The organism is Puniceibacterium sediminis (assembly GCF_900188035.1).
In the GTDB taxonomy this organism is placed as follows: Bacteria; Pseudomonadota; Alphaproteobacteria; order Rhodobacterales; family Rhodobacteraceae; genus Puniceibacterium; species Puniceibacterium sediminis.
In genome coordinates this window covers 13670-35163 of record NZ_FZNN01000028.1, presented here as the reverse complement: position 1 = coordinate 35163, position 21494 = coordinate 13670, and the positions used below count along the sequence as shown (strand labels likewise).

At 61.9% G+C, this 21494-nt stretch carries 18 protein-coding genes, 1 tRNA gene and 1 pseudogene; 11 read left to right on the top strand and 9 right to left on the bottom strand.

Annotation, left to right across the window (positions count from 1 at the left end):
• Positions 1–90: 90 nt before the first annotated feature.
• Positions 91–426, top strand: a pseudogene (locus CHB75_RS22550) (recombinase zinc beta ribbon domain-containing protein); the annotation flags it as partial.
• Here CHB75_RS22550 and CHB75_RS19305 read toward each other — a convergent pair.
• Both CHB75_RS19305 and CHB75_RS19300 read right to left on the bottom strand, forming a co-directional pair.
• Positions 406–786 (bottom strand): hypothetical protein, encoded by a 381-nt coding sequence (locus tag CHB75_RS19305; RefSeq protein ID WP_089273518.1) that lies wholly within the window; start codon positions 784–786, stop codon positions 406–408. The pseudogene CHB75_RS22550 and the gene CHB75_RS19305 overlap by 21 nt on opposite strands.
• A gap of 207 nt (positions 787–993) precedes the next feature.
• Positions 994–1083, bottom strand: a tRNA-Ser gene (locus CHB75_RS19300).
• A gap of 240 nt (positions 1084–1323) precedes the next feature.
• On the opposite strand from CHB75_RS19300, the gene CHB75_RS19295 reads away from it, so the two are divergent.
• From CHB75_RS19295 to CHB75_RS19285, 3 genes are read left to right on the top strand one after another with little or no spacing between them, the layout of a single operon-like run.
• The gene (locus CHB75_RS19295) at positions 1324–2508 is read left to right on the top strand and encodes a D-alanyl-D-alanine carboxypeptidase family protein (protein WP_176439216.1); all 1185 of its coding nucleotides are present in this window, start codon (positions 1324–1326) and stop codon (positions 2506–2508) included.
• The gene (tmk, locus tag CHB75_RS19290) at positions 2505–3152 is read left to right on the top strand and encodes a dTMP kinase (RefSeq protein ID WP_089273516.1); all 648 of its coding nucleotides are present in this window, start codon (positions 2505–2507) and stop codon (positions 3150–3152) included. Before CHB75_RS19295 ends, tmk begins: the two co-directional genes overlap by 4 nt.
• Positions 3149–4300 carry a DNA polymerase III subunit delta' gene (locus CHB75_RS19285; protein WP_089273514.1) on the top strand — a complete coding sequence of 384 codons (1152 nt, stop codon included), beginning with the start codon at positions 3149–3151 and terminating at the stop codon, positions 4298–4300. The genes tmk and CHB75_RS19285 overlap by 4 nt, the downstream gene beginning before the upstream one ends.
• 1 nt (position 4301) lies before the next feature.
• Here the strand turns inward: CHB75_RS19285 and CHB75_RS19280 are convergent, their stop codons facing one another.
• Entirely contained in the window at positions 4302–4817 is a 516-nt protein-coding gene (locus tag CHB75_RS19280; protein WP_245841076.1) for an SH3 domain-containing protein, read from the bottom strand.
• A 106-nt stretch (positions 4818–4923) separates the two neighbouring features.
• On the opposite strand from CHB75_RS19280, the gene CHB75_RS19275 reads away from it, so the two are divergent.
• Both CHB75_RS19275 and ggt read left to right on the top strand, forming a co-directional pair.
• A complete protein-coding gene (locus CHB75_RS19275; protein ID WP_089273512.1) occupies positions 4924–5910 on the top strand; it encodes a 2-hydroxyacid dehydrogenase in 987 nt (328 codons plus the stop codon).
• Between the two features lie 131 nt (positions 5911–6041).
• The gene (gene ggt, locus CHB75_RS19270; RefSeq protein ID WP_089273510.1) at positions 6042–7829 is read left to right on the top strand and encodes a gamma-glutamyltransferase; all 1788 of its coding nucleotides are present in this window, start codon (positions 6042–6044) and stop codon (positions 7827–7829) included.
• A 117-nt stretch (positions 7830–7946) separates the two neighbouring features.
• Here the strand turns inward: ggt and CHB75_RS19265 are convergent, their stop codons facing one another.
• Together CHB75_RS19265 and CHB75_RS19260 are read right to left on the bottom strand one after the other, a co-directional pair.
• Complete coding sequence (locus CHB75_RS19265) at positions 7947–9551, bottom strand: 2-isopropylmalate synthase (RefSeq protein WP_089273508.1); 1605 nt, start codon at positions 9549–9551, stop codon at positions 7947–7949.
• A gap of 409 nt (positions 9552–9960) precedes the next feature.
• Positions 9961–11367: an MORN repeat-containing protein gene (locus CHB75_RS19260; RefSeq protein WP_089273528.1), complete on the bottom strand. Its 1407-nt coding sequence runs from the start codon at positions 11365–11367 to the stop codon at positions 9961–9963.
• 163 nt (positions 11368–11530) lie between these two features.
• On the opposite strand from CHB75_RS19260, the gene CHB75_RS19255 reads away from it, so the two are divergent.
• Entirely contained in the window at positions 11531–13189 is a 1659-nt protein-coding gene (locus CHB75_RS19255) for an NAD+ synthase (protein ID WP_089273506.1), read from the top strand.
• Between the two features lie 5 nt (positions 13190–13194).
• Positions 13195–14241, top strand: coding sequence for a glycosyltransferase family 4 protein (locus CHB75_RS19250; RefSeq protein ID WP_089273504.1), 1047 nt, complete (start codon positions 13195–13197; stop codon positions 14239–14241).
• Between the two features lie 116 nt (positions 14242–14357).
• Here CHB75_RS19250 and CHB75_RS19245 read toward each other — a convergent pair whose 3' ends face one another.
• Both CHB75_RS19245 and thpR read right to left on the bottom strand, forming a co-directional pair.
• Positions 14358–14762 (bottom strand): metallopeptidase family protein, encoded by a 405-nt coding sequence (locus tag CHB75_RS19245; RefSeq protein WP_089273526.1) that lies wholly within the window; start codon positions 14760–14762, stop codon positions 14358–14360.
• Positions 14763–14819: 57 nt separating this feature from the next.
• On the bottom strand, positions 14820–15356 hold the full coding sequence (gene thpR / locus CHB75_RS19240; RefSeq protein WP_089273502.1) for an RNA 2',3'-cyclic phosphodiesterase: 537 nt from the start codon (positions 15354–15356) through the stop codon (positions 14820–14822).
• Between the two features lie 57 nt (positions 15357–15413).
• On the opposite strand from thpR, the gene CHB75_RS19235 reads away from it, so the two are divergent.
• The 3 genes from CHB75_RS19235 to CHB75_RS19225 are packed head-to-tail and all read left to right on the top strand — an operon-like array spanning position 15414 to position 19532.
• Positions 15414–16721, top strand: a complete 1308-nt coding sequence (locus CHB75_RS19235) for an MFS transporter (RefSeq protein ID WP_089273500.1) — start codon at positions 15414–15416, stop codon at positions 16719–16721.
• A gap of 59 nt (positions 16722–16780) precedes the next feature.
• On the top strand, positions 16781–18118 hold the full coding sequence (gene gltX, locus CHB75_RS19230; RefSeq protein WP_089273498.1) for a glutamate--tRNA ligase: 1338 nt from the start codon (positions 16781–16783) through the stop codon (positions 18116–18118).
• Between the two features lie 19 nt (positions 18119–18137).
• A complete protein-coding gene (locus tag CHB75_RS19225; RefSeq protein ID WP_089273496.1) occupies positions 18138–19532 on the top strand; it encodes an MATE family efflux transporter in 1395 nt (464 codons plus the stop codon).
• On the opposite strand, the gene CHB75_RS19220 is transcribed toward CHB75_RS19225, so the two are convergent.
• Positions 19509–20780 carry a DUF2254 domain-containing protein gene (locus tag CHB75_RS19220; RefSeq protein ID WP_089273494.1) on the bottom strand — a complete coding sequence of 424 codons (1272 nt, stop codon included), beginning with the start codon at positions 20778–20780 and terminating at the stop codon, positions 19509–19511. The two genes, CHB75_RS19225 and CHB75_RS19220, sit on opposite strands and share 24 nt — an antisense overlap.
• Positions 20780–21343 carry a gamma-glutamylcyclotransferase family protein gene (locus tag CHB75_RS19215; protein ID WP_089273492.1) on the bottom strand — a complete coding sequence of 188 codons (564 nt, stop codon included), beginning with the start codon at positions 21341–21343 and terminating at the stop codon, positions 20780–20782. The genes CHB75_RS19220 and CHB75_RS19215 overlap by 1 nt, the downstream gene beginning before the upstream one ends.
• Positions 21344–21494: the final 151 nt, after the last annotated feature.

Sequence of the window (21494 nt, the reverse complement as noted above, 5' to 3'; positions counted from 1 at the left end):
CGGTAGCGGGCGGGAGGTGGCTTGCTCATAAAGACCCTCTAACCGCATAGATTCACGTTGTGAATCGTCCATAGTCAGAGTTGTGCAACAATGCCTCGGCAAGGTAAAAAGTGGGGAATAAGCGTTCTGCAGCGTATGCTTCGGGATCCCACCTGCTATGGCAATTCTATCTTTAAAAGTGCTCAAGATGGTGGCTGTGAGGTTCCTATGAAGGTGCCTGCGCTTATTTCAAAGCCTGAATTTGACGTGGTGCAGAGCACACTGACTGAAAGGAATCCCAAAAAAACGCCGCCGCGTGTGGTTACTGGTCCGGTCCTTCTGACCGGTTTATGCAAGTGCCCCAACTGTGGAAATTCTATGACCATGCGCACAGGGAAGGGCGGCGCTTACAAGTATTATTCTTGCTCACACAAAATGCGAACAGGTGTGAAAAGCTGCGCTGGCCGAAGCGTACCTATGATGGATTTCGACGACCTGATTATTAAGTGCTTGGAGAAAAACTTCCTGTCCGTTGAGGCAGTAACCGATATCCTTGCGCCTCTGTCGAACCGCCAGAGTCAATCTCACGAAAAGATAGCCAAAAACCTTGCGGCAAGAGAGACCGAGGTCATCGTGGCGCAACGCGTGGCCGACAATCTGTACACTCTGGTTCAGGAGGGCATGGTGAAAGCTTCCGACCCAGACTTCAAAAAACGTTTCCTTGAAGCAAACGAGAATCTCAAAAATTTTCGCCTGCAGCGAGATCAGGTTGCTGCCGAATTTGAGCCTGAAGCCCAAATCGATCATGCAAAAATATCCGGCTTCGTGAACGCTATGTCAAAAGTTTTTTCAGGAGGTTCAGTACCGGCAAAAAAAGCTCTCCTGCGTGCTCTTGTTGACAAAATAGTCGTGGGTGAGGACTGCATAACCATCATGGGGCAGCGTTCAAATTTTGAAAGAGCCGTAACCAGACCTCAGGCAAACCGTTCTTCGGTGCCCACTTTTGTTCGTGAGTGGCGGAGGCTCAGGGATTCGAACCCTGGGGACGCTCTCACGCCCAACGGTTTTCAAGACCGCCGCATTCGACCACTCTGCCAAACCTCCGGTTCGGATGCCTTTAGACCGCCTTTTGCGATTCTGAAAGTGCGGGCACAGGAATTTCTGTCTGTGCTGTGCTGCGGCCTTTTCTTGGGCGCGGCGAGGGGTTAAGGTGAATGCTGATCAAGTCGATCAGGCAAACGGGCTTGATTTGCGCCTGCGCCGACCAAAGTTGATCGCAGGAAACCCACCGCGCTCTGGCCAAGTGCGAGGGTGCTTGTCGCTGAAATGCAAGGAGTTACCGCCATGATCCCGACCCTTCGCTTGGTCATTGCCGGAGTTTCGGTCGCGGCCCTTCTGGCCGGATCGGCACAGGCTTTCGACACCCGTGCCCGGGCGGCCTTTGTGCTGGACCAATCCACTGGCACCGTGCTGCTGGCAAAGAATGCCGATCAGTCGCTGCCGCCTGCATCAATGTCCAAGCTGATGACGCTTTATATGGCATTCGAGGCGATCAGGGACGGTCGGCTGAGCCTTGAAGAGCGCCTGCCAGTGTCGAGCCACGCGATGTCATATAGCGGTTCGACCATGTTTCTGGACACGACTGACCGGGTCCTCGTCGCGGATCTGCTGCGCGGCATCATCGTTCTGTCAGGCAACGATGCCTGCGCGGTGATCGCCGAGGCGCTAAGTCCGGATGGGACAGAGGCGGGTTTTGCCGAACTGATGACGCGGCGCGCGCGCCAGATGGGTATGACTGGTTCGACCTTCAAGAATTCGAACGGGTGGCCGGCCGAGGGGCATCTGATGTCGATGCGCGATCTGACCCTTCTCGCCAGCCATATTATTCGCGACTATCCTGATTTCTATCCGATCTTTGCTGAACAAAAGTTCGAGTTCGATGGTCGCGCGCCGCAGAATTCGACCAACAGGAACCCGCTTCTGGGACTCGGGATCGGGGCGGACGGGCTCAAGACCGGGCACACCTCTGAGGCGGGCTATGGCCTTGTCGGATCTGCCCAGCAAGGCGGGCGGCGGATCATCTTTTCTATGACCGGGCTGGACAGTGCGCGCGCGCGCGCCGAAGAATCCGAGGCGGTCGTGAACTGGGCGTTCCGTCAGTTTGCTGAAAAGCAGATCACCACCGCAGGCAAGACTGTCGCTACGGCGCAGGTCTGGAACGGGGCGCAGGACAGCGTAGGACTTGTCACCAAGGAAGATGTGAGCCTGCTGCTGCCGACCCTGACCGGTGCTCCGCTTGAGGCCGAGGTGGTCTATACCGGGCCGCTTCAGGCCCCAATCGCGGAGGGTGCGCAATTGGCCGAACTGATCGTCCGCCCCGAGGGGCTACCGGAACATCGGGTCCAACTGGTGGCGCAGAGCGCCGTGGCCCGGGGCGGCTTTGTCAACCGTATGCTGACCGCCAGCAAGGCGCTGGTCGCGCGAATTAGCTCTGAACCAGAGATGATATCGCCTGAGGGGACGATGTGACTTCGGCGGGGTTATTCGTCAGTTTAGAAGGTATCGACGGCTCGGGAAAATCCACGCAGGCGCGGCAGTTGGCCGATACCTTGCGCGGTTTGGGCCACGAGGTTTTGTTGACCCGCGAACCCGGTGGTTCGCCCGGCGCTGAAGAAATCCGCGCGCTGGTTCTTCAGGGCGATCCAGACCGCTGGTCGGCAGAAACGGAACTGCTGCTTTTCACAGCCGCACGGCGCGACCATCTGGAACGCACTATTCGCCCGGCCCTTGCAGCGGGGAAAATCGTGATATGTGATCGCTTTGCCGACAGCACGCGGATGTATCAGGGCCTGTCCCGCGGGGATTTGCGGGGGGCAGTCGATACGTTGCATGCCCTTATGATCGGGCAGGAGCCGGACCTGACCCTGCTGATCGACATGGATCCGGACGCCGCACTGGCCCGCGCGAAGGCCCGCGCCACGCATGAGGAACGGTTCGAGGATTTCGGCAAGGATCTGCAGGTCCAGATGCGCGCCGGTTTTCTGGCGCTGGCGCAGGAGTTCCCCGAGAGGATCCGCGTGATTGACGGCACCCGGGACGAGGCGGAAGTTGCCGCTGATGTGTTGGCTGCCGTGGCCCCGGCGTTGCCCCAACATGCAAGGGCCGCCGTATGAGTGACGATACCCGACCTGAACCCGACCGCGTCGAAGGGGCGCCGCATCCGCGAGAAACCCTTGATCTGATCGGGCAGGGGGCGGCAGAGCAGGCCTTTCTGTCGGCCTTTGCGGCTGATCGATTGCATCACGGCTGGCTGATCACCGGGCCGCAGGGGCTGGGCAAGGCCACTCTGGCCTGGCGCATCGCGCGGTTTCTTTTGGCAACGCCGGACACGGCGGATGACGGCGGGATGTTCGGTGCGCCGCCGCCGCCCGAAACACTTGCCATTCCGCCGGATCATCCCGTAATGCGCCGCTCGCTGGCTCTGTCCGAACCGGGGCTGAAGCTTGTGCGGCGTGCCTGGGATGACAAGGCCAAGCGGCTCAAGACCCAGCTTACGGTCGACGAAGTGCGTGAACTCAAGAGTTTCTTCGCGCTATCCTCGACCGATGGCGGTCGCCGTGTCGTTCTCGTGGACAGCGTGGACGAAATGAATCCAAGTGCTGCCAACGCCATCCTCAAACTGCTGGAAGAGCCGCCCGCCCGGACGGTCCTGCTGCTGATCAGCCATCAGCCGTCGCGCTTGCTGCCGACCATCCGGTCGCGATGCCGGGAATTGCGCCTCTCGCCCCTCAGCGCGCCGGATATGGCGGCGGCGTTGGCTCAGGCAGGCGCCGATATCGCCCCGGAAGAGGTCGAAGCACTGGCTGCATTGTCCGCAGGATCGGTTGGCGCAGCCCTGCGTCTGCTGAACCTTGATGGGCTAAAGCTTTATGGCGATCTGATCGCGATGATCGCCAGTCTGCCGGATCTCGATCGCCCGCGCGCGATAGCCCTGGCCGAAAGCGTTTCGGCCCGCGGCCGCGAAGAACGACTTGACTTGCTGTTCACGCTGCTGGATCTGGCGGTATTTCGACTTGCCCGTACCGGGGTCACCGGCGCACCTCCAGTACCCGAGGCTGCGCGCGGCGAGGCCCAGGCAATGTCGCGCCTTGCGCCGACGCCTATGGCGGGCCGGGCTTGGGCGGCACTGGCGCAAAGCTCGGGGGATCGTGCGCGGCACGGGCGGGCCGTCAATATCGATCCGACTGCCCTTGTGTTGGATTCGCTGCTGCGCCTGCGCGATTGCGCTGCCACCCAAGCGCGCGCACCTGCAGGAGCCTGAATTATTCGCGCAGTTCGGCCGGATCCACGCCCCACATTGCCCGCTTGACCGCCCAGCCGGAATATCCACCGGCGGTCAACTCACACCAGTCGGTTTCGCATTCGCCCAACCGTGCAATCACCCCAAGCGCCAGCTTCGCGACCACAGGTGCCTTATCCTCCGGGCGGCTATGCAGTTCGAGCATGTCCTGTTCGACGAGAACTGTGCGGACGCCCGACAGCAGTGAATAGTGTACCCAGCCGCCTGCGCCATCGCGGTCGCGCACCCGGCGCCAGTGGCCGTACTCTGCGGTCACCTCTAGTGGCATGTCGCGCCTCTTGTAGACCCAATCGATGCGGTGGGTCAGCGAGGGGCCGCGCCGTACATTGCCCTCGGACGCCTTCATCGAAACAAAGCGGGGAATCGGCAGATTGGTCACCGCGCCGCGTTCCTGTGCGGCTTGCGCCGCGTCGACGCCGCCAGAAACGGCCAGTGCCAGGGCGGCTGCCGCAACCCATCCCTTCATTGTACCGATCATTCTTTTGTCCTGCTCAGAGTTTTTCCGGCGGGGTTCTTGTGACCCGTCTTGATATGACGCACTGTGCCGGGAAACTGACGGCAGGGATAGAGTGGGGAAGCATGGCATGTCATCAAAACGTCTGAGTGTTGTCGTGACGCGACGCTTGCCCGAACCGGTCGAGGCGCGGCTGTGCGAGTTGTTCGAAACAACGCTGCGCACTGACGACACGCCAATGACCCGGACCGAACTGGCGCAGGCCATGCAGTCGGCTGACGTGCTTGTCCCGACGATCACCGACGTGCTGGACGCTGGCATGATCGGGCAGGCGGGCGACAGGCTGCGGCTGATTGCCAACTTTGGCGCGGGGATCGACCACATCGACGTCGCCACAGCCCGGCAACGCGGCATTCTGGTGTCCAACACGCCCGGCGTGGTAACAGAAGATACCGCCGACATGACCATGGCGCTGCTGCTTGCGGTGACGCGGCGCATGCCCGAAGGTATGGCCGTGATGCAGGCAGGCACGTGGAGTGGCTGGGCGCCGACGGCCTTTCTGGGCGGGCGGCTTGGCGGGCGGCGGCTGGGTATCCTTGGGATGGGCCGTATCGGTATGGCCGTGGCGCGCCGGGCACAGGCGTTTGGCATGCAGATCCATTATCACAACCGCCGCCGTCTGCGCCCCGAAGTCGAGGAATCGCTTGGCGCCACCTACTGGGAAAGCCTTGACCAGATGGTCGCGCGGATGGACGTGATATCGGTCAATTGCCCACACACGCCGTCGACCTTTCACCTGCTCAATGCGCGGCGGTTGAAGCTGATGAAACCAACGGCCGTGGTGGTCAACACCTCGCGTGGTGAAGTCATCGACGAAAACGCCCTTGCGCGGATGTTGAAAGCCAAGGAGTTGGCCGGAGCGGGCCTCGACGTCTATGAAAAGGGTGTCGATGTGAACCCCGAGCTGCGCAATCTGCCCAACGTCGTCCTGTTGCCGCATATGGGCTCTGCCACGGTCGAAGGGCGGCTCGAGATGGGCGAAAAAGTGTTGCTGAACATCAAAACCTTTGCCGATGGCCACCGCCCGCCCGATCAGGTCGTTCCGTCAATGCTCTGAACCGGCTGGGACGGTCCGGCGGTTTCGGGCGACTGTGTATTTTTTGGGCATGAACATTAATTTAATGGCAGAGCCCAAGGAAAAGCCGTGCTAGGGTCTCCGCAACATCGAACACCCAAAGGTTGAGTTTCATGCGATACCCGAGACTTGTCAGTGTTTTTGTGATGCTTCTGGCCGGGCCATTATGTGCTCAGCAGGCGGCGGACACGGTGGCACCGGAACCAGCGTCCGATGCGACCGGTTTCGATGCGATCTCTGCGCAAGTCGCGGCGTCGCTGGCCGCCAAGGCCGATGGCAAACCCGTCCGGGCGCAGAACTGGATGATCTCCGCAGCCAATCCCTATGCGGTGTCCGCCGGGGCAGAGGTCCTGCGGCAGGGCGGCACGGCTGCGGATGCCATGATCGCCGTCCAGGCGGTGCTGGGGCTGGTTGAACCACAATCCTCGGGCCTCGGGGGCGGTGCGTTTTTGGTTTGGCACGACGGGCAGAGCGGCGAGATCACCACTCTGGACGGGCGCGAAACCGCGCCTCTGGCGGCCACGCCGCAGTTATTTCAGGATGAGACGGGCGCGCCGCTGAGCTTTTTCGATGCTGTGGTTGGGGGGCGTTCCGTTGGAGTGCCTGGAACGCCCGCGCTGATGCAGGCGGCACATGACCGCTGGGGCAAGGTGGCCTGGGGTGGTCTGTTCGATCCGGCCATATCTCTGGCAGAGCAGGGGTTCGCCGTATCGCCCCGGCTGGCCGAACTGATCGCGGATGATGGCGAACGGCTGGCGCAGTTTCCCGACACGGCTGCCTATTTTCTGCCCGGTGGTGGGCCCTTGCAGGCGGGATCGCTTCTGACCAACCAGCCCTATGCCGATGTGCTGAAACGCATTGCGGCAGAAGGTGCCGGAGTACTCTACACCTCCGATATCGCGCAGGACATCGTTGCGCGGGTGCAGGGTGCAGAGGGCAACCCCGGGGTGATGGAGTCAGTCGATCTGGCGATCTATTCGGTCAAGGAACGGCCCGCTGTCTGCGTCGACTATCGCGCGCACGAGGTCTGTGGCATGGGGCCGCCGTCTTCGGGGGCGTTGACGGTTGGTCAGGTACTTGGGATGCTCGGAAGCTACGAGTTGCCGGGTCCTGCGGATGCCGAAGCCTGGCGCCTGATCGGTGATGCCTCGCGGCTCGCCTTTGCTGATCGGGGACGCTATATGGCGGACAGCGATTTCGTGCCCATGCCGACCAAGGGGCTGGTGTCCATGGATTATCTCGCGGAACGCTCGCAGCTTCTGGCCGGTGACGATGCCCTGCCAGAGGTGAGCGCAGGCAACCCGGCCTTTGATCATGCCAGCCTCTGGGCCGAGGATGAGAGTATCGAATTTCCCTCGACCTCGCATATCTCAATCATCGATCAGTACGGCAACGCATTATCCATGACGACGACCATCGAGAACGGTTTTGGCTCTCGCCTCATGGTTCACGGTTTCCTGCTCAACAATGAGCTAACGGATTTCTCGTTCCGCTCACACGTCGATGGTGTGCCGATTGCGAACCGTGTCGAACCGGGCAAAAGGCCGCGATCCTCGATGGCGCCGACCATCGTTCGCAAGGATGGCAAGCCCGTGCTGGTTCTGGGCAGCCCCGGGGGCAGTCGGATTATCGGATATGTGACACAGGCGGTCATCGCTTTTGTCGATTGGGGCATGGATGTGCAGCAGGCAGTTGCAGCGCCGCACGGGGTGAACCGGTTCGGGCCATTTGACCTAGAGGCTGGAACACCGATGGAAACGTTGGGACCGGATCTGGAGATGTTGGGTTATGAAGTGTCGGTGAGGGATATGAACTCGGGCCTGCACGCGATTTCGGTGGGGCCTGACGGTCTGCGTGGCGGTGCGGATCCTCGCCGCGAGGGGATTGCTCTGGGGGAATGACCCATCCCCAAACTTGATCCAAAGGAAAAACGCCGGGCTGTGCCCGGCGTTTTGCTGTATTCTGGCGCTTGTTTCGCCGCGAGCCCGAAGATGTGTCCGGAGCTGCGGTCTGAGCGGTCAGCTCACGTCCTTGTAGCTGATTTCCTTGGTGTCCTTGCCCTGAATCTTTTCGCGCCGAACGAGCAGACGATTGAGAGCATTCACATAGGCCCTGGCCGAGGCGACCACCGTATCGGTATCTGCAGATTGACCGGTTGCGATCATGCCGTCCTCTTCCAACCGCACAGAGACCGTGGCCTGAGCATCGGTTCCCTCGGTCACCGCATTCACTTGATAGAGTTGCAGCTTGGCAGTGTTGGGATGCAGTTCCCGCACCGCCTTGAAGGTCGCATCCACCGGGCCGTCGCCATAACAGGTGGCTGAGACTTCCTTTCCGTCGATCTCCATCTCAAGCTGCGCCTCGGCTGGGCCGCCGGTGCCACAGACGACCCGCAGGTTCAGGATCTGCAACCGGTCATCGACTTCGGTGCTGGCCGTGACAAGAGCGAGGATGTCGTCGTCATAGACTTCCTTCTTGCGGTCAGCCAATTCCTTGAACCGTACAAAGACATCCTTGAGCTGGTTGTCTCCGACCTCGACCCCCATCTGGCGCAGTTTGTCACGCAAGGCGGCGCGCCCCGAATGTTTGCCCATCACGAGGTTGGTGGCCGAAAGGCCGACATCCTCGGGGCGCATGATTTCAAAGGTCTCGGCGTTCTTGAGCATGCCGTCCTGGTGGATGCCGCTTTCATGCGCAAAGGCGTTCTTGCCAACGATGGCCTTGTTGAACTGAACGGCAAAGCCCGACACGGTCGCGACGCGGCGCGAGATGTGCATAAGCTTGCGGGTGTCGATCCGCGTCTCGTAGGGCATGATATCGCCGCGCACACGCAGGGCCATGACCACCTCTTCGAGCGCGGTATTGCCGGCGCGTTCGCCAAGGCCGTTGATCGTGCATTCGATCTGGCGCGCACCACCCGCGACCGCAGCCAGCGAGTTGGCCGTCGCCATGCCAAGGTCGTTGTGGCAATGCGTGGCAAAGATCACATCATCCGCGCCTGGCACCGTGGCGATGAGATTGCGGATCAGGGCCGCGGATTCAACGGGCGCGGTGTAGCCGACGGTGTCGGGGATGTTGATCGTGGTGGCTCCAGCCTTGATGGCGATCTCAACCGTGCGGCAGAGATAGTCCCATTCAGTTCGGGTGGCGTCCATCGGCGACCACTGCACGTTGTCGCACAGGTTGCGGGCGTGCGTCACGGTCTGTTCGATCCGTTCGGCCATCTCGTCCATGGTCAGGTTGGGGATGGCGCGGTGCAGCGGCGAGGTGCCGATGAAGGTATGAATGCGCGGCTGGGCCGCGTGCTTGACCGCCTCCCAGCAGCGATCGATATCGCCATACTGCGCGCGTGCAAGGCCGCAGATCACCGACTGCTTTGACCGCTTGGCGATTTCGGATACAGCACGAAAGTCGCCTTCTGAGGCGATAGGAAAGCCGGCCTCGATGATATCGACGCCCATGTCGTCGAGCAGTTCGGCGATTTCGAGCTTTTCGTCATGGGTCATGGTGGCGCCGGGGGATTGTTCGCCATCGCGCAATGTCGTGTCGAAAATCACCACACGTTCTTTCGCCGTCACTGGCGACACCCGGTCATTGGCGGGGGTATTGGTCGTATCGGTCATGTCGGATTTCTTTCTATTCTTCTCCTGAGTTCGTGCGGCGCGGAACAGCCTCCTCTGAGCGTTCGCGCCGTGACGGCACGCTCAGAGGCGAATTAGGAGAAGTAGGCCAAGCGGAGTCGCGCCACAGGGGCGCCCACCAACACCGACAGCCGCACGAAAAGTGCGGTTATGGGTCGGGATATGGCGCGTGGTTGTCATATCGCGCAGTATAGGTGCGGTTTTTGAAATGGGAACCCGGAAAATCGGGGGCGGGCGCTGTATCGTCGAGAATTCCATTGGCGCGTCCGCGCCGTGCTTTTAGATCGCGCATCGGTTTTCCGCAACGATGGCTATTCCATCACAGGCGAGTCGGGCGGGTATCAACAGGCGGCAGACCCCGCTCAGTAAATCGCATTGGTGGGCGCGCCGATCATCCGTCGCTCAGCGCGCCGTTGACCCACTCGCCGGTCGCCTCTTCTCCGGTGGCGTAGCGCATGGTACCTTTGCCCTGACGCTTGCCGTCCTTGAAGGTCCCCTCATAGACATCGCCATTGGAATAGGTTGCCGTGCCGGTTCCCTCGATTTCGCCATCGGCCCAATTACCCGAGTATTTGAAGCCGTCGCCCATTGTGATGTCGCCCTTGCCATGGCGCTGGCCGTTGCTGAAGGCTCCGGTATAGACAGTGCCGTCCGGATAGCTTGCGGTGCCCTGTCCATGACGCTGGCCGTCTTTCCATTCGCCTTCGTAACGGTAGCCGTCTGCATAGGTCATCACGCCAAAGCCGTTGTTGCGGGCATTTACGAAGGCACCTTCGTAGATCAGCCCGTTGGCGTATACGGCCTTGCCTTTGCCCTCGATCACCCCATCGACCCAGTCGCCCTCGTAGGTTGATCCATCGGGATAGGTGATCTTTCCCTTACCATTGGCAAGGTCGCCACGAAATAGGCCGACGTAGACCGATCCGTCCGGATAGGTGACTTGGCCCTGGCCCTCGATCTGCCCCGCAACCCAGTTGCCGGAATAGAGATAGCCATCCGAACCGACAAAGTTGCCCTGACCTTGCCGCTGGTCGGCGACGAAGGTGCCTTCGTAGATGTCGCCATTGGCGTAGGTCACCTTGCCGTGGCCTTCACGCCGACCGGCGACCAGATCGCCTTCGTAGATGTCGCCATTGGGCTGGGTCAGCTTGCCTTTACCGTCGATCTGGCCACCCTGCCACATGCCTTCGTAGATCAGCCCGTCGGGCATGGTCAGCTTGCCTTCGCCGGCACGAGTCCCGTCGGCGACACGCCCTGCATAGACCGAGCCATCCGGATAGGTGATGGTGCCGTTGCCTTCTTTCACGCCGTTGACCCAGTCGCCGTCGTATTTGTACCCGCCGGGCGAGGTCATGGTGCCGCGGCCATGATGCAGCGCCTCGCGGAACGAACCTTCGTAGCGCACGCCGTTGGCGTAATTCGCCACGCCCTGACCGGTGATCTTGCCGTCCAGCCAGGTGCCCTCATAGGTGCCGCCATCGGCAAAGACGATCTTGCCCGTCCCCTCGGGCTTTCCTTTGGCGAACTGGCCTTCGTAAACCGAACCGTTGGGAAAGCGTGCGACGCCCTTGCCGCGAATTTCACCATCGCTCCAGTCGCCGGTATATTCATAGCCGTTGGGCAGCCTGTAGGTGCCAGTGCCGTCCTGCAGGCCATTGCGGAACGTGCCCTCGTAGACGCCGCCATCGTCGTACTGTTTGGTCAGCACATCGTCGCTCTGCTGTGCCAGCGCCGCGCTGCCCAGAACGGCTGTCAGCGCCAAGGCTGCCGCGAGCTTTATGTTGTGTCGCGATGTCATGGTCATGTCACCCGTCCGCCCTTGCCTGTGTCTCATTGTCTGAAACTGCCCAAAATCTAGGGGACGCCGCCGCGCGATACAATCTCTTTTGGCCGCAGGTGCTTCCCCTCGGGCGGCGTTCTGCTATGTGGACACGCGGAATTGAAGCGAAAGGCGACACGGTATGGCAGAGCGGTTCCGGCTGACATTGGCACAGCTCAATCCGACGGTGGGTGACCTTGTCGGCAATGCAGCGCTTGCGCGTGACGCCTGGGAACAGGGGCGTGCGGCGGGGGCCGACATGGTTGCGCTGCCCGAAATGTTCATCGCCGGGTACAACGCTCAGGACCTGGTCATGAAACCGGCATTCTACACGGACGCCATTCAGGCTGTGCGCGCGCTGGCGGCAGACTGTGCCGATGGTCCGGCGCTGGCCATTGGTGGGCCGTGGGTCGAAGGGACCGAGTTGTTCAACGCCTATTTCATCTGCAAGGGCGGCAAGATCACTTCGACCGTGCTGAAGCACCACCTGCCCAACGACACGGTGTTCGACGAGGTGCGGATTTTTGACGCCGGCCCCCTTGGGGGGCCATATTCAGTCGGCAACACCCGTATCGGCTCTCCGATCTGCGAAGATGCCTGGTATGAAGATGTGGCCGAGACGCTGGCCGAAACCGGCGCAGAATTCCTGCTGGTACCGAATGGATCGCCCTATCATCGGGGCAAGTACGAGGTGCGGCTGAACCAGATGGTCGCACGCGTGGTCGAAACGGGCCTTCCGCTGATCTACCTCAACATGGTGGGCGGGCAGGACGATCAGGTCTTCGACGGCGGGTCATTCGTGCTCAACCCCGGCGGCGAACCCGCCGTGCAGCTGCCCGTGTTTGACGCGGTTGTGGCCCATGTTGATTTGGAACGGGGCGCGGATGGCTGGCGCTGTCTGCCGGGGCCGTTCACCACGCATCCTGACGCGATGGAGCAGGATTACCGTGTCATGGTCCTGGCCCTGCGCGACTACATGCGCAAGACCGGGTTCAAGAAGGTACTTCTGGGCCTGTCGGGCGGGATCGACAGCGCCATTGTCGCCACCATCGCGGTAGATGCAATCGGCGCTGAAAATGTGCGCTGCGTGATGCTGCCCTCCGAATACACCTCTGATGCGTCGCTTGAGGATGCAAAGGCGGTGGCCGAGGCGCTTGGCTGCCGTTACGACTTTGTACCCATCACTGAAGGCCGTGCGGCGATCACGGTGACATTGGCACCGATTTTTGCGGGTACCGAACCTGACCTGACCGAGGAAAACATCCAGTCCCGCCTGCGCGGTCTGCTGCTGATGGCGATGTCCAACAAGTTTGGCGAGATGCTTCTGACCACCGGCAACAAATCCGAAGTCGCGGTCGGTTATGCGACGATCTATGGCGACATGGCGGGCGGCTACAATCCGATCAAGGATATGTACAAGACCCGGGTCTTTGATGCCTGCCGCTGGCGCAATGCCAACCATCGGGATTGGATGATGGGCCCAGAGGGCGAGGTGATTGCAGAACGGATCATCGACAAGCCGCCCTCGGCCGAGCTGCGCGAGGACCAGAAAGACAGCGATTCACTGCCCGATTATCCGGTATTGGACGGCATTCTACAGATTCTCATCGACGCAGATGGGTCGATCGAGGATTGCGTTGCCGCCGGATACGACCGTGCGGATGCCAAGAAGATCGAGCATCTGGTCTATATCAGCGAATACAAACGTTTTCAGTCTGCCCCCGGCGCGCGTCTTTCGGACAGTGCCTTCTGGCTCGACCGGCGCTATCCTATCGTGAACCGCTGGCGCGACGGAAGCTGATCGATATGGCGCATGTCCTTTTTGTCGTGCCGCGGTTCCACACCAACCTGTTTTTTGCCACCCGCGCGCTGATTGATGCCGGGCACCGGGTCACGGTGCTGGCGGCATCCGAATCCGTCGGGATGGAGGATCATTCAATCGTGGAGCCACAGGTTCTGGGCGACAGTCCCGGGCGCGCGGAGGTGGCGGGCTTGCTGAGAAGTGCAGCCCCCGATCTGATATTGCTGCGCAACTCGGGCGGGCTGTCGAGACAGGTCGCGCGCGCGGGGCGTGATCTGCAACTGCGGGTGGTTGGCTACGACCTCAGGCCTATGACGCAGGTCAGGTCCTTGCGCAAACGCGTTTCGCTGTGGATGCAGGGGCGTCCTTGGCAAAGAGTGACGCCTGTGCCGGGGCTTGATGCGGATGCCCCCCGCGACGGCGGGGCCTTCTATCTGCCATGGCCGACGGCAGCGCTGCCCTTGCCTGCCGGGGCAGAGCGCGACCCGGCAAGTACGCCTGTACGGATACTTTGCGTTGGCAAACTGGCTCAGGTTCGCAAAAATCAGCACCTGCTGATCGCCGCACTGAAATCCCTTGGCGGGGGCGCGCGTGTGCGGCTGACGCTGGTAGGGTCCACCAGCCATGACATCAGCGGCGCCGATTCCGACCACGAAGCCGCGTTGCGCGCCGAAGCGGCAGCGTGCGATTGGATCGATATCCTCGGGAACGTGCCTTTTGCCGGGATGGCGCAACTCTACGCAGCCCACCATATCTGCGTTCTGCCTTCGGTCGGTGAGCCGCTGGGCATCGCTCCGGTCGAGGGCATGGCATACGGCACCGTCCCGGTGATCTCGACCGACAGCGGCAGTGCCGGCTATGTGACCGAAGGGCGGGATGGGCTCCGCGTCGAGATGGGCCGTTCCGGGGCTTTGGAGGCGGCGTTGGAGCCACTGGTGTCCTCTCCCGAGCTGCGGATGCGCATGTCAGGCGCCGCACGCAGAACGGCAGCGACGGAGTTGTCCCCGGCAAGGTTTGTCCAACGTATTGAGGCGCTGCTGGCGTTAGGTTAGCAGCAGGGTCGGTGACTGGCGCCAGTTCGTGCAGGTTGCGCCACAAGCACATTCCTGTCGTACGTGTGATTCCCCCGCCGGAGACTTTTGCACGCGCTCGGTCGGGGTGGTTTGCGTCACTCCCACCATCGATCGACAGTGGCGATATCCGCGTCTGACCAGCCAAAATGATGCGCGAGTTCGTGCACCATCACATGGGTGACCAGGTCGGCCAAACCGACGTTGCCCCGATCACGCCACTCGGCGAGGATCGGTTTTCGGAACAGCCAGATCGTGTCTGGCCACGGGGCGGGATCGGCAAAGCATTTTTCGGTCATCGGGATGCCGTCGTAGAGGCCGGTCAAATCCATCGGGTCATCGATATCAAGATCGCGCAGAACGTCCTGCTGCGGCATGTCTTCGACCTGCAGGATCACGGCGCGTGCGGCCGATTGAAAGCCCGGCGGCAGCTGATCTATGGCGGCAAGCGCCATCCTGTAGAACGAATCGAGATCGGGGGCGGTGAGATCTGGGTCGGACATATCCTGCATATGGACTCTGTGAGGGCCCGCAGGAAGGGCGCGCGGCCGACATTTGCGTCAAGACGTGAGCGGATAGCGCGACAACTCCTCGTGTTCAGCGCCAGACGAGCGCAGGAGAGAGCTATAGAGCGCAAAGCTGCGGATCGGGATGTCGGGGATCTTTATCGTCGCCTCGCGCAGGAGGAATTTGGCAAGACGATCTTGCTGGTCGGCGTTGGTCTGTGCAGGCAGGCGCGCGAGCGTCACATGGGGGCGAAAGCGGCGTCGGTCCAGTTGCAGCCCCAACCCATGGAGGCGCGAACGGATGCGTTTGTGCAACTCCAGAAGGGCCGGTCCTCCGTCTGCATTGATCGCCAGCGCCTGACTGCCGTAGCCGTCAAGCCCCGCCAGCGTCAGGGTGAAGGCCGGGGCGCGCAGCGCCTCAAGCGTTTCATGTATTTCTTCAAGCGTTTCGAGCGGCTGTTCGTCGAGGAAGGCCAGGGTAAGGTGCAGGTTCTCGGGCGGGACCGGACGACCAAAGGGCAGGCGGTTCTGAAGCGATTCGAGCACGGACACATCCGAGTCGGGCAGGGGGAGAGCAATGAAACAGCGCATGTGGGCCTTTGTTTTGGGGGGCTTTGCCTCGCCACGGGAACGCCATAGGATTGGCGCATGAATACACTGATGCGCAACCCCACCTATCTGAAACTTCTGGCGGCACAAATCGTCGCGCTGAGCGGGACCGGGCTGCTGACCGTCGGGCTGGGGCTGCTTGCCTATGATCTGGCGGGGTCGCAGGCGGGGGCGGTACTGGGTATCGCCTATACGATCAAGATGGTGGCCTATGTCGGGCTCAGCCCGATCGCGCAGGCGCTGGCATCGAGGCTGCCGCGCAAGGCGGTGCTGATCGGGGCAGATCTGTTGCGCGCGGCTGTGGCGCTGGCTTTGCCTTTCGTCGATGCGCTTTGGCAGGTTTATGTGCTGATCTTTCTGCTGCAGGCGGCCTCGGCCACCTTTACGCCGGCTTATCAGGCACTTTTGCCCGACGTTCTGCCGGACGAGGAGGAATACACCCGGGCGCTGTCGCTGTCGCGGCTGTGTTACGACCTTGAAAACCTTACCAGCCCGGCGCTGGCGGGGCTGCTGCTGAGCGTGGTGTCCTATTCCGGCCTGTTCGTCGGCACGGTGATCGGGTTTCTGGGATCTGCGGTGCTTGTTCTTGTGGCGGTATTGCCCGTCGTGAAGGTGGACCAGAAAGCCGGGTTTGTGGAACGGGCCACAAAGGGGCTGCGGATTTATCTTGCGACACCACGTCTGCGCGGGTTGCTGGCAGTGACTTTGGCAGGGGCGGCAGCATCGGCCTTTGTGCTGGTGAATACCGTGGTGATGGTTCGCGTCGGTTACAGCGGCAGTGAACGCGGGCTGGCCGTGGCAATGGCCGCCTTTGGCGCGGGGTCGATGGTGGTGGCGCTGGCGCTTCCAGGTGTGCTGAAACGGGTCAGCGACCGGTCCGTGATGCTGGGTGCTACCCTTGCGCTGGTGGCGCTGATGGCTGTGCTGGCTGTCTGGTTCAGGGCAGAATTGCCATCGTGGTGGGCGTTTCTGCTGCTTTGGGCCGGGATCGGCGGGCTCTATTCGGGGATACTGACACCCTCGGGCCGGTTGATCCGCAGGTCGGGAGCCAGTGCTGATCTGCCCGCGCTTTTTGCTGCACATTTCGCACTGAGCCATGTTTGCTGGCTGATCACCTATCCGCTGGCGGGCTGGACCGGGGCGCGTCTGGGGATGGGCGCAGCGATGGGCCTGCTGGCGGTGCTGGCGCTGGGCGGGCTGATCGCGGCGATGTTGCTTTGGCACAAGGAGGTGGCCCATCAGCATCCGGAACTGAGCGAGGATGATCCGCATATGCAGGCCAACGGGGGCATGCGGACCCATGCCCACCCCCGGGTGCGCGATGCGCTGCACCCACGCTGGTCCTGAGGGGAAATCTGGACAACGCCTCCGGTCTGTGGGAAAGGCGTTAGCAACAGGAGATACCCATGACCACCACCCGTTTCGCCCCGTCGCCCACCGGTTTCATCCACGTTGGTAACCTGCGCACCGCGCTGTTCAACTATCTGATCGCCCGCAAGGCAGGCGGAACCTTCATCCTACGGATCGACGACACCGATCCCGAACGGTCCAAGCAGGAATATGTGGACGCGATCAAGCGGGATCTGGAATGGCTGGGCCTGACCTGGGACAAGACCGAGCGGCAGTCAGAACGACTGGACCGTTACGCCGAAGCGGCGGACCAGCTGCGCGAAATGGGGCGCTTCTACGAGGCGTTCGAGAGTCCGGTTGAGCTGGACCTCAAGCGCAAGAAGCAGCTGAACATGGGCAAGCCTCCGGTCTATGATCGGGCCGCGCTGGCGCTGTCAGAGGCGGAAAAGGACAAGCTGCGTGCCGAACGCGGGCCCGGTGTCTGGCGTTTCAAGCTGGATCAGGAGCGGATCGAATGGAAGGACGGTATCCTTGGGGATCTGTCGATTGATGCGGCAAGTCTGAGCGATCCCGTTCTGATCAAGGCGGACGGGCAGAACCTTTATACCATGGCCTCGGTCGTGGATGACACCGACATGGGTGTGACGAACGTAGTGCGTGGATCGGACCATGTGACCAACACCGCGACGCAGATTCAGATCATCCGCGCGCTGGGGGGCACACCGCCCGCCTTTGCACATCACAGCCTGCTGACCGGCCCGCAGGGCGAGGGGCTGTCCAAGCGGCTTGGCTCGCTCGCGTTGCAGGACCTGCGCGGGCAGGGGGTAGAGCCAGAGGCCCTGCTGTCGCTGATGGCGCGGTTGGGTTCGTCCCAGCCGGTCGAGTTGCGCATGTCGCTGGACGAGATCGCCGACGGTTTCGAACTGGAACAGTTTGGCTCGGCTCCGACAAAATTCGATGTTCAGGATCTTTTCCCGCTGACGGCGCGCAAGCTGCACAGCCTGCCGTTCGACGCGATCAAGGGCGATATCGCGGCACTGGGTGTGCCCGACGACAAGGCCGAGCTGTTCTGGCAGGTGGCGCGCGAAAATATCACCGTGCGCGGCGATCTGGCTGGCTGGTGGACGCTGTTTTCCGAAGGGGCTGAGCCTGTCGTGGCCGATGAGGACCGCGAATTCATTGCGCAGGCCATGGCCCTGCTGCCCGAGGGACCTTACGATCAGGATACCTGGGGCAAGTGGACCGGGGCGGTGAAAGAGGCGACTGGCCGCAAGGGCAAGGGGCTGTTCATGCCGCTGCGTCTGGCCGTGACCGGTCAGCAACGCGGGCCGGAAATGGCGGACGTGCTGCCGCTGATGCAGGTTATCCGCGCCAAAGACCTCGCTCGGGGTTGACCGGAAGATGTAAGAGCCGATGACGGAAGCCAAGGCAAAGTTCCTGACCGGCAATCTTATGCGGCATGTGACGGTGATGTCGCTGACCGCTTCGGTCGGGCTGATGGCGGTATTCGCCGTCGATTTCGTCGACATGATCTTTATCGCCATGCTGGGCAAGGCCGAGCTGGCGGCAGCAATCGGCTATGCCGGGGCGATCCTGTTTTTCACGGGCTCTTTCGGGGTCGGTATGGCCATTGCTGCAGGCGCGCTGGTGGCGCGGGCATTGGGCCGCGGCGACCGGGCGCTGGCGCGGCGGCGGGCAACCAATGCATTGATCATCGGCTTTGCCTTTGGCGCGGTCTTTGCCGGCATCGTCTGGGCGAACCTTCAGGCGCTGGTCACCCTTCTGGGGGCTGTCGGGGAAACGCGCGACCTGTCGGTCGATTTCATGCAGATCATCCTGCCAAGCCTGCCGGTGCTTCTGGTCGGCGTGGTTGGTGGTGCCATTCTGCGGGCACATGGGGATGCGCGTCGGTCGATGACGGTGCTGATGATCGGCGGGCTGGTGAATGCGGCGTTGGATCCGCTGCTGATCTTCGGGCTGGACCTTGAGCTGACCGGTGCGGCGATTGCCAGTGTCACCGCGCGGTTCGTGATCGCCGGGTCGGCCCTATGGGCAATTCAGCGGCATCACGGCGGATTCGATACCCCGAAACTGAGCGAAGTCGGCGAGGATCTGCGCCCCATTCTGGCCATTGCCCTGCCCGCGATCCTGACACAGCTGGCGACGCCCATAGGGCAGGCGATCGTGACCCGTGCCATGGCCACACACGGAGAAATCGCGGTGGCGGGCTTTGCCATCGTCAGCCGGTTGACGCCGGTGGCTTTTGCCGTGTTGTTTGCGCTGTCAGGCGCGGTGGGCCCGATCATCGGACAGAATGCCGGGGCGGGTCTTACTGAAAGGGTCAGAACCGCGTTCCGAGATGCGCTGATTTTTACCGCTGTGGTCAGTGTGCTGGTCGCCGCGGTTTTGTTCGCGCTGAGAGGCCCCCTTGAAGTGTTATTCAGACTGGATGGCGCCGCGCGGGATCTGGTGTTCCTGTTCTGCGGGCCGCTGGCGTTGCTGTGGTTCTTCAACGGCGTGATCTTCGTCGGTAACTCGGCGTTCAACAACCTTGGCCATCCCTATTATTCCACATGGATCAACTGGGGGCGCCATACGCTGGGAACGGTTCCGTTTGTGCTGCTGGGATCGGCATGGATGGGCGCGCCGGGGGTTCTGCTGGGGCAGGCTGCCGGCGGTGTTCTGTTTGGTGTGCTTGCCTGGTGGCTGGCGATGCGGGTTGTGTCGCGTGTTGGCGCTGTGCCAGCGGCCGAACCATTCACCCCGCGTCAGGCGCGGCTGATCTCAATCCTGTTCAACCGGCGCTAGGCTGCGGACCTTGGCAAGGTCAGCTTCGTTCGAAATCGCGGCCTCGGCATGGTCGCGGGCATAGGCGATTTCCACCCGCGCGGCATCGCCCATGGCCCCTTTGACACTGGCCAGATCGCATAGTGCGTGAAGAATCTGCGCCATCACCTCGACCCGTCCGGCGGCGTCACGGATGATCACGCCATAGGCGTCATCGACCAGATCCATGGCGGTGGTCGCGGACAGGTGGATGCGGGGATAAAGCACCTCTTCTGCGTCGGGCTTTTCCGCAGCGTCCTGCGCCGAAAGACTTTGACTGTATTCCCACAGCAGCTTTTTCAGCCGATGCACAACGTCGATGGCTGTCCCGGGATCATTCACGCCCGGGGACATGGCGCGTGCGGCGATCTCGCTCAGCACGACAAGGCCAAAGCGGGGATCCTGCTCCATCGTGCGTTCGCGCCCTAAGGTGACGAATTCGCAGATACGATCCGCCAGATCCTGATCCGTGCCCGAAACATGTCCCATCGGCTGGCCCCGCAGGACGTATTTCCCCGGCATGGTGGTGATCCACAGGGTGCCGTCCTGTTCGGACAGCGCGTCGTTCAGACCGGCCAGGTCGATGAACTGCACATAGCCTGATTGCTTTGAGCAGACCGGGTGCGCCCCGGGCGGCGGCGGGACCTTTTCTGTGATCCTATGCGCCCCGAGGTTGGGAGAGCCGGCAATGGTCTGCAGGCTTTCATTCGCCGCGTCTTCGACCTGCCACAGGGTGTGATCCATGCTGCCAAGGTGGCTGAGCAGGTCGATCCAGCGCAGGATCGCCACGATGATCGACAGGATTGTGAGAATCGTCAGTCCAAAGACCACGACTGCAGCGGCTTCGCTGTAAAAGCCCGCGTTGAACATGACGAGGGCGGTGAGCGAGAACAAAAAGCCGCTGACGAAGGTGGCAAGCACGGTCTGGGTCGTGCCGTCCTGCATCAGCACGCGATAGACGCGCGGTGTGCCCTGGCTGGATGCTGCCTGAAACGCGCTGACCATGACACCCAGCGAAAACGTGGTCACGGTCAGCAACGACGCGGCGAGGATGTTCAGGATCGGCAGGACCGCCTCAGAGCCGAAGCGTTCAGTGAGCGAATCAGGGATGAAGCCCGTGAACAGCGGGGCGAAGAGGGCGGCAAGAACGGCGAGGAGAGCCATCAGCACGACGCGCACGCCAAGCCGCCGGGCAAAGCGCAGAACGAGCATCAGGCTCTTGGACAGCATCAGACCAGAACCTTGCAACCCAACGATTGCAGTGCGCGGTCCACGTAGTCACGCTCGGTTCCGGTCAGTTCCTGCGCCCGGGGGTAACGCGGGTTGGCACGGTCATCCAGAATCGGGGCCTCCCATCCGGTTGTTGTCGTGACGAACCGGTCGGCGCCATCGGTGCCGAATTCGCATAGATACCCTTGCAGCACCACATCCAGATAGCTGAGCAGAACCGGATGGTCGTCATCGGGAAGTTGGCGGGATGCTTCGGGAATGGAATAGATCGCGACATCTGCCTCGGCCCCACGGCAGTGGGTCACGCAATGCGAGGCGGGCAGGCGGTCGTAACTCGATTCCCGCAGGTCCAGCGCGGCCCAGTCCAACCCCGGCACGCCGGCGACAAGGCCTTCGATTTCGCAGGTGGGATCAGGGATCACGGTCAGGAATGCCGGTCCGCGGTCCGGCGTGCAGCGCCAGGCACGCCGCCAGCCGCTGGCCCGGGCATGAAAGGCGGGGGTGTAGATGTGGGTGCTGCGGTTCACGAGTGAGCCGTAGCCGAAAAAATATGCGTTGCTCATGGTGGTATAAGTGGGTGGGGGACTGGCGCTTGTCAAACAGGCTGTGGTGATTTCCCGGCGTCTGTCCAGGACCAGCCGCTGCGCTCTCTGGAAAAGCGTCCGTGTGGCGCCAAAAGCAGCGGCAGAGCGCTTGTGTCAACTGGGAGACTCG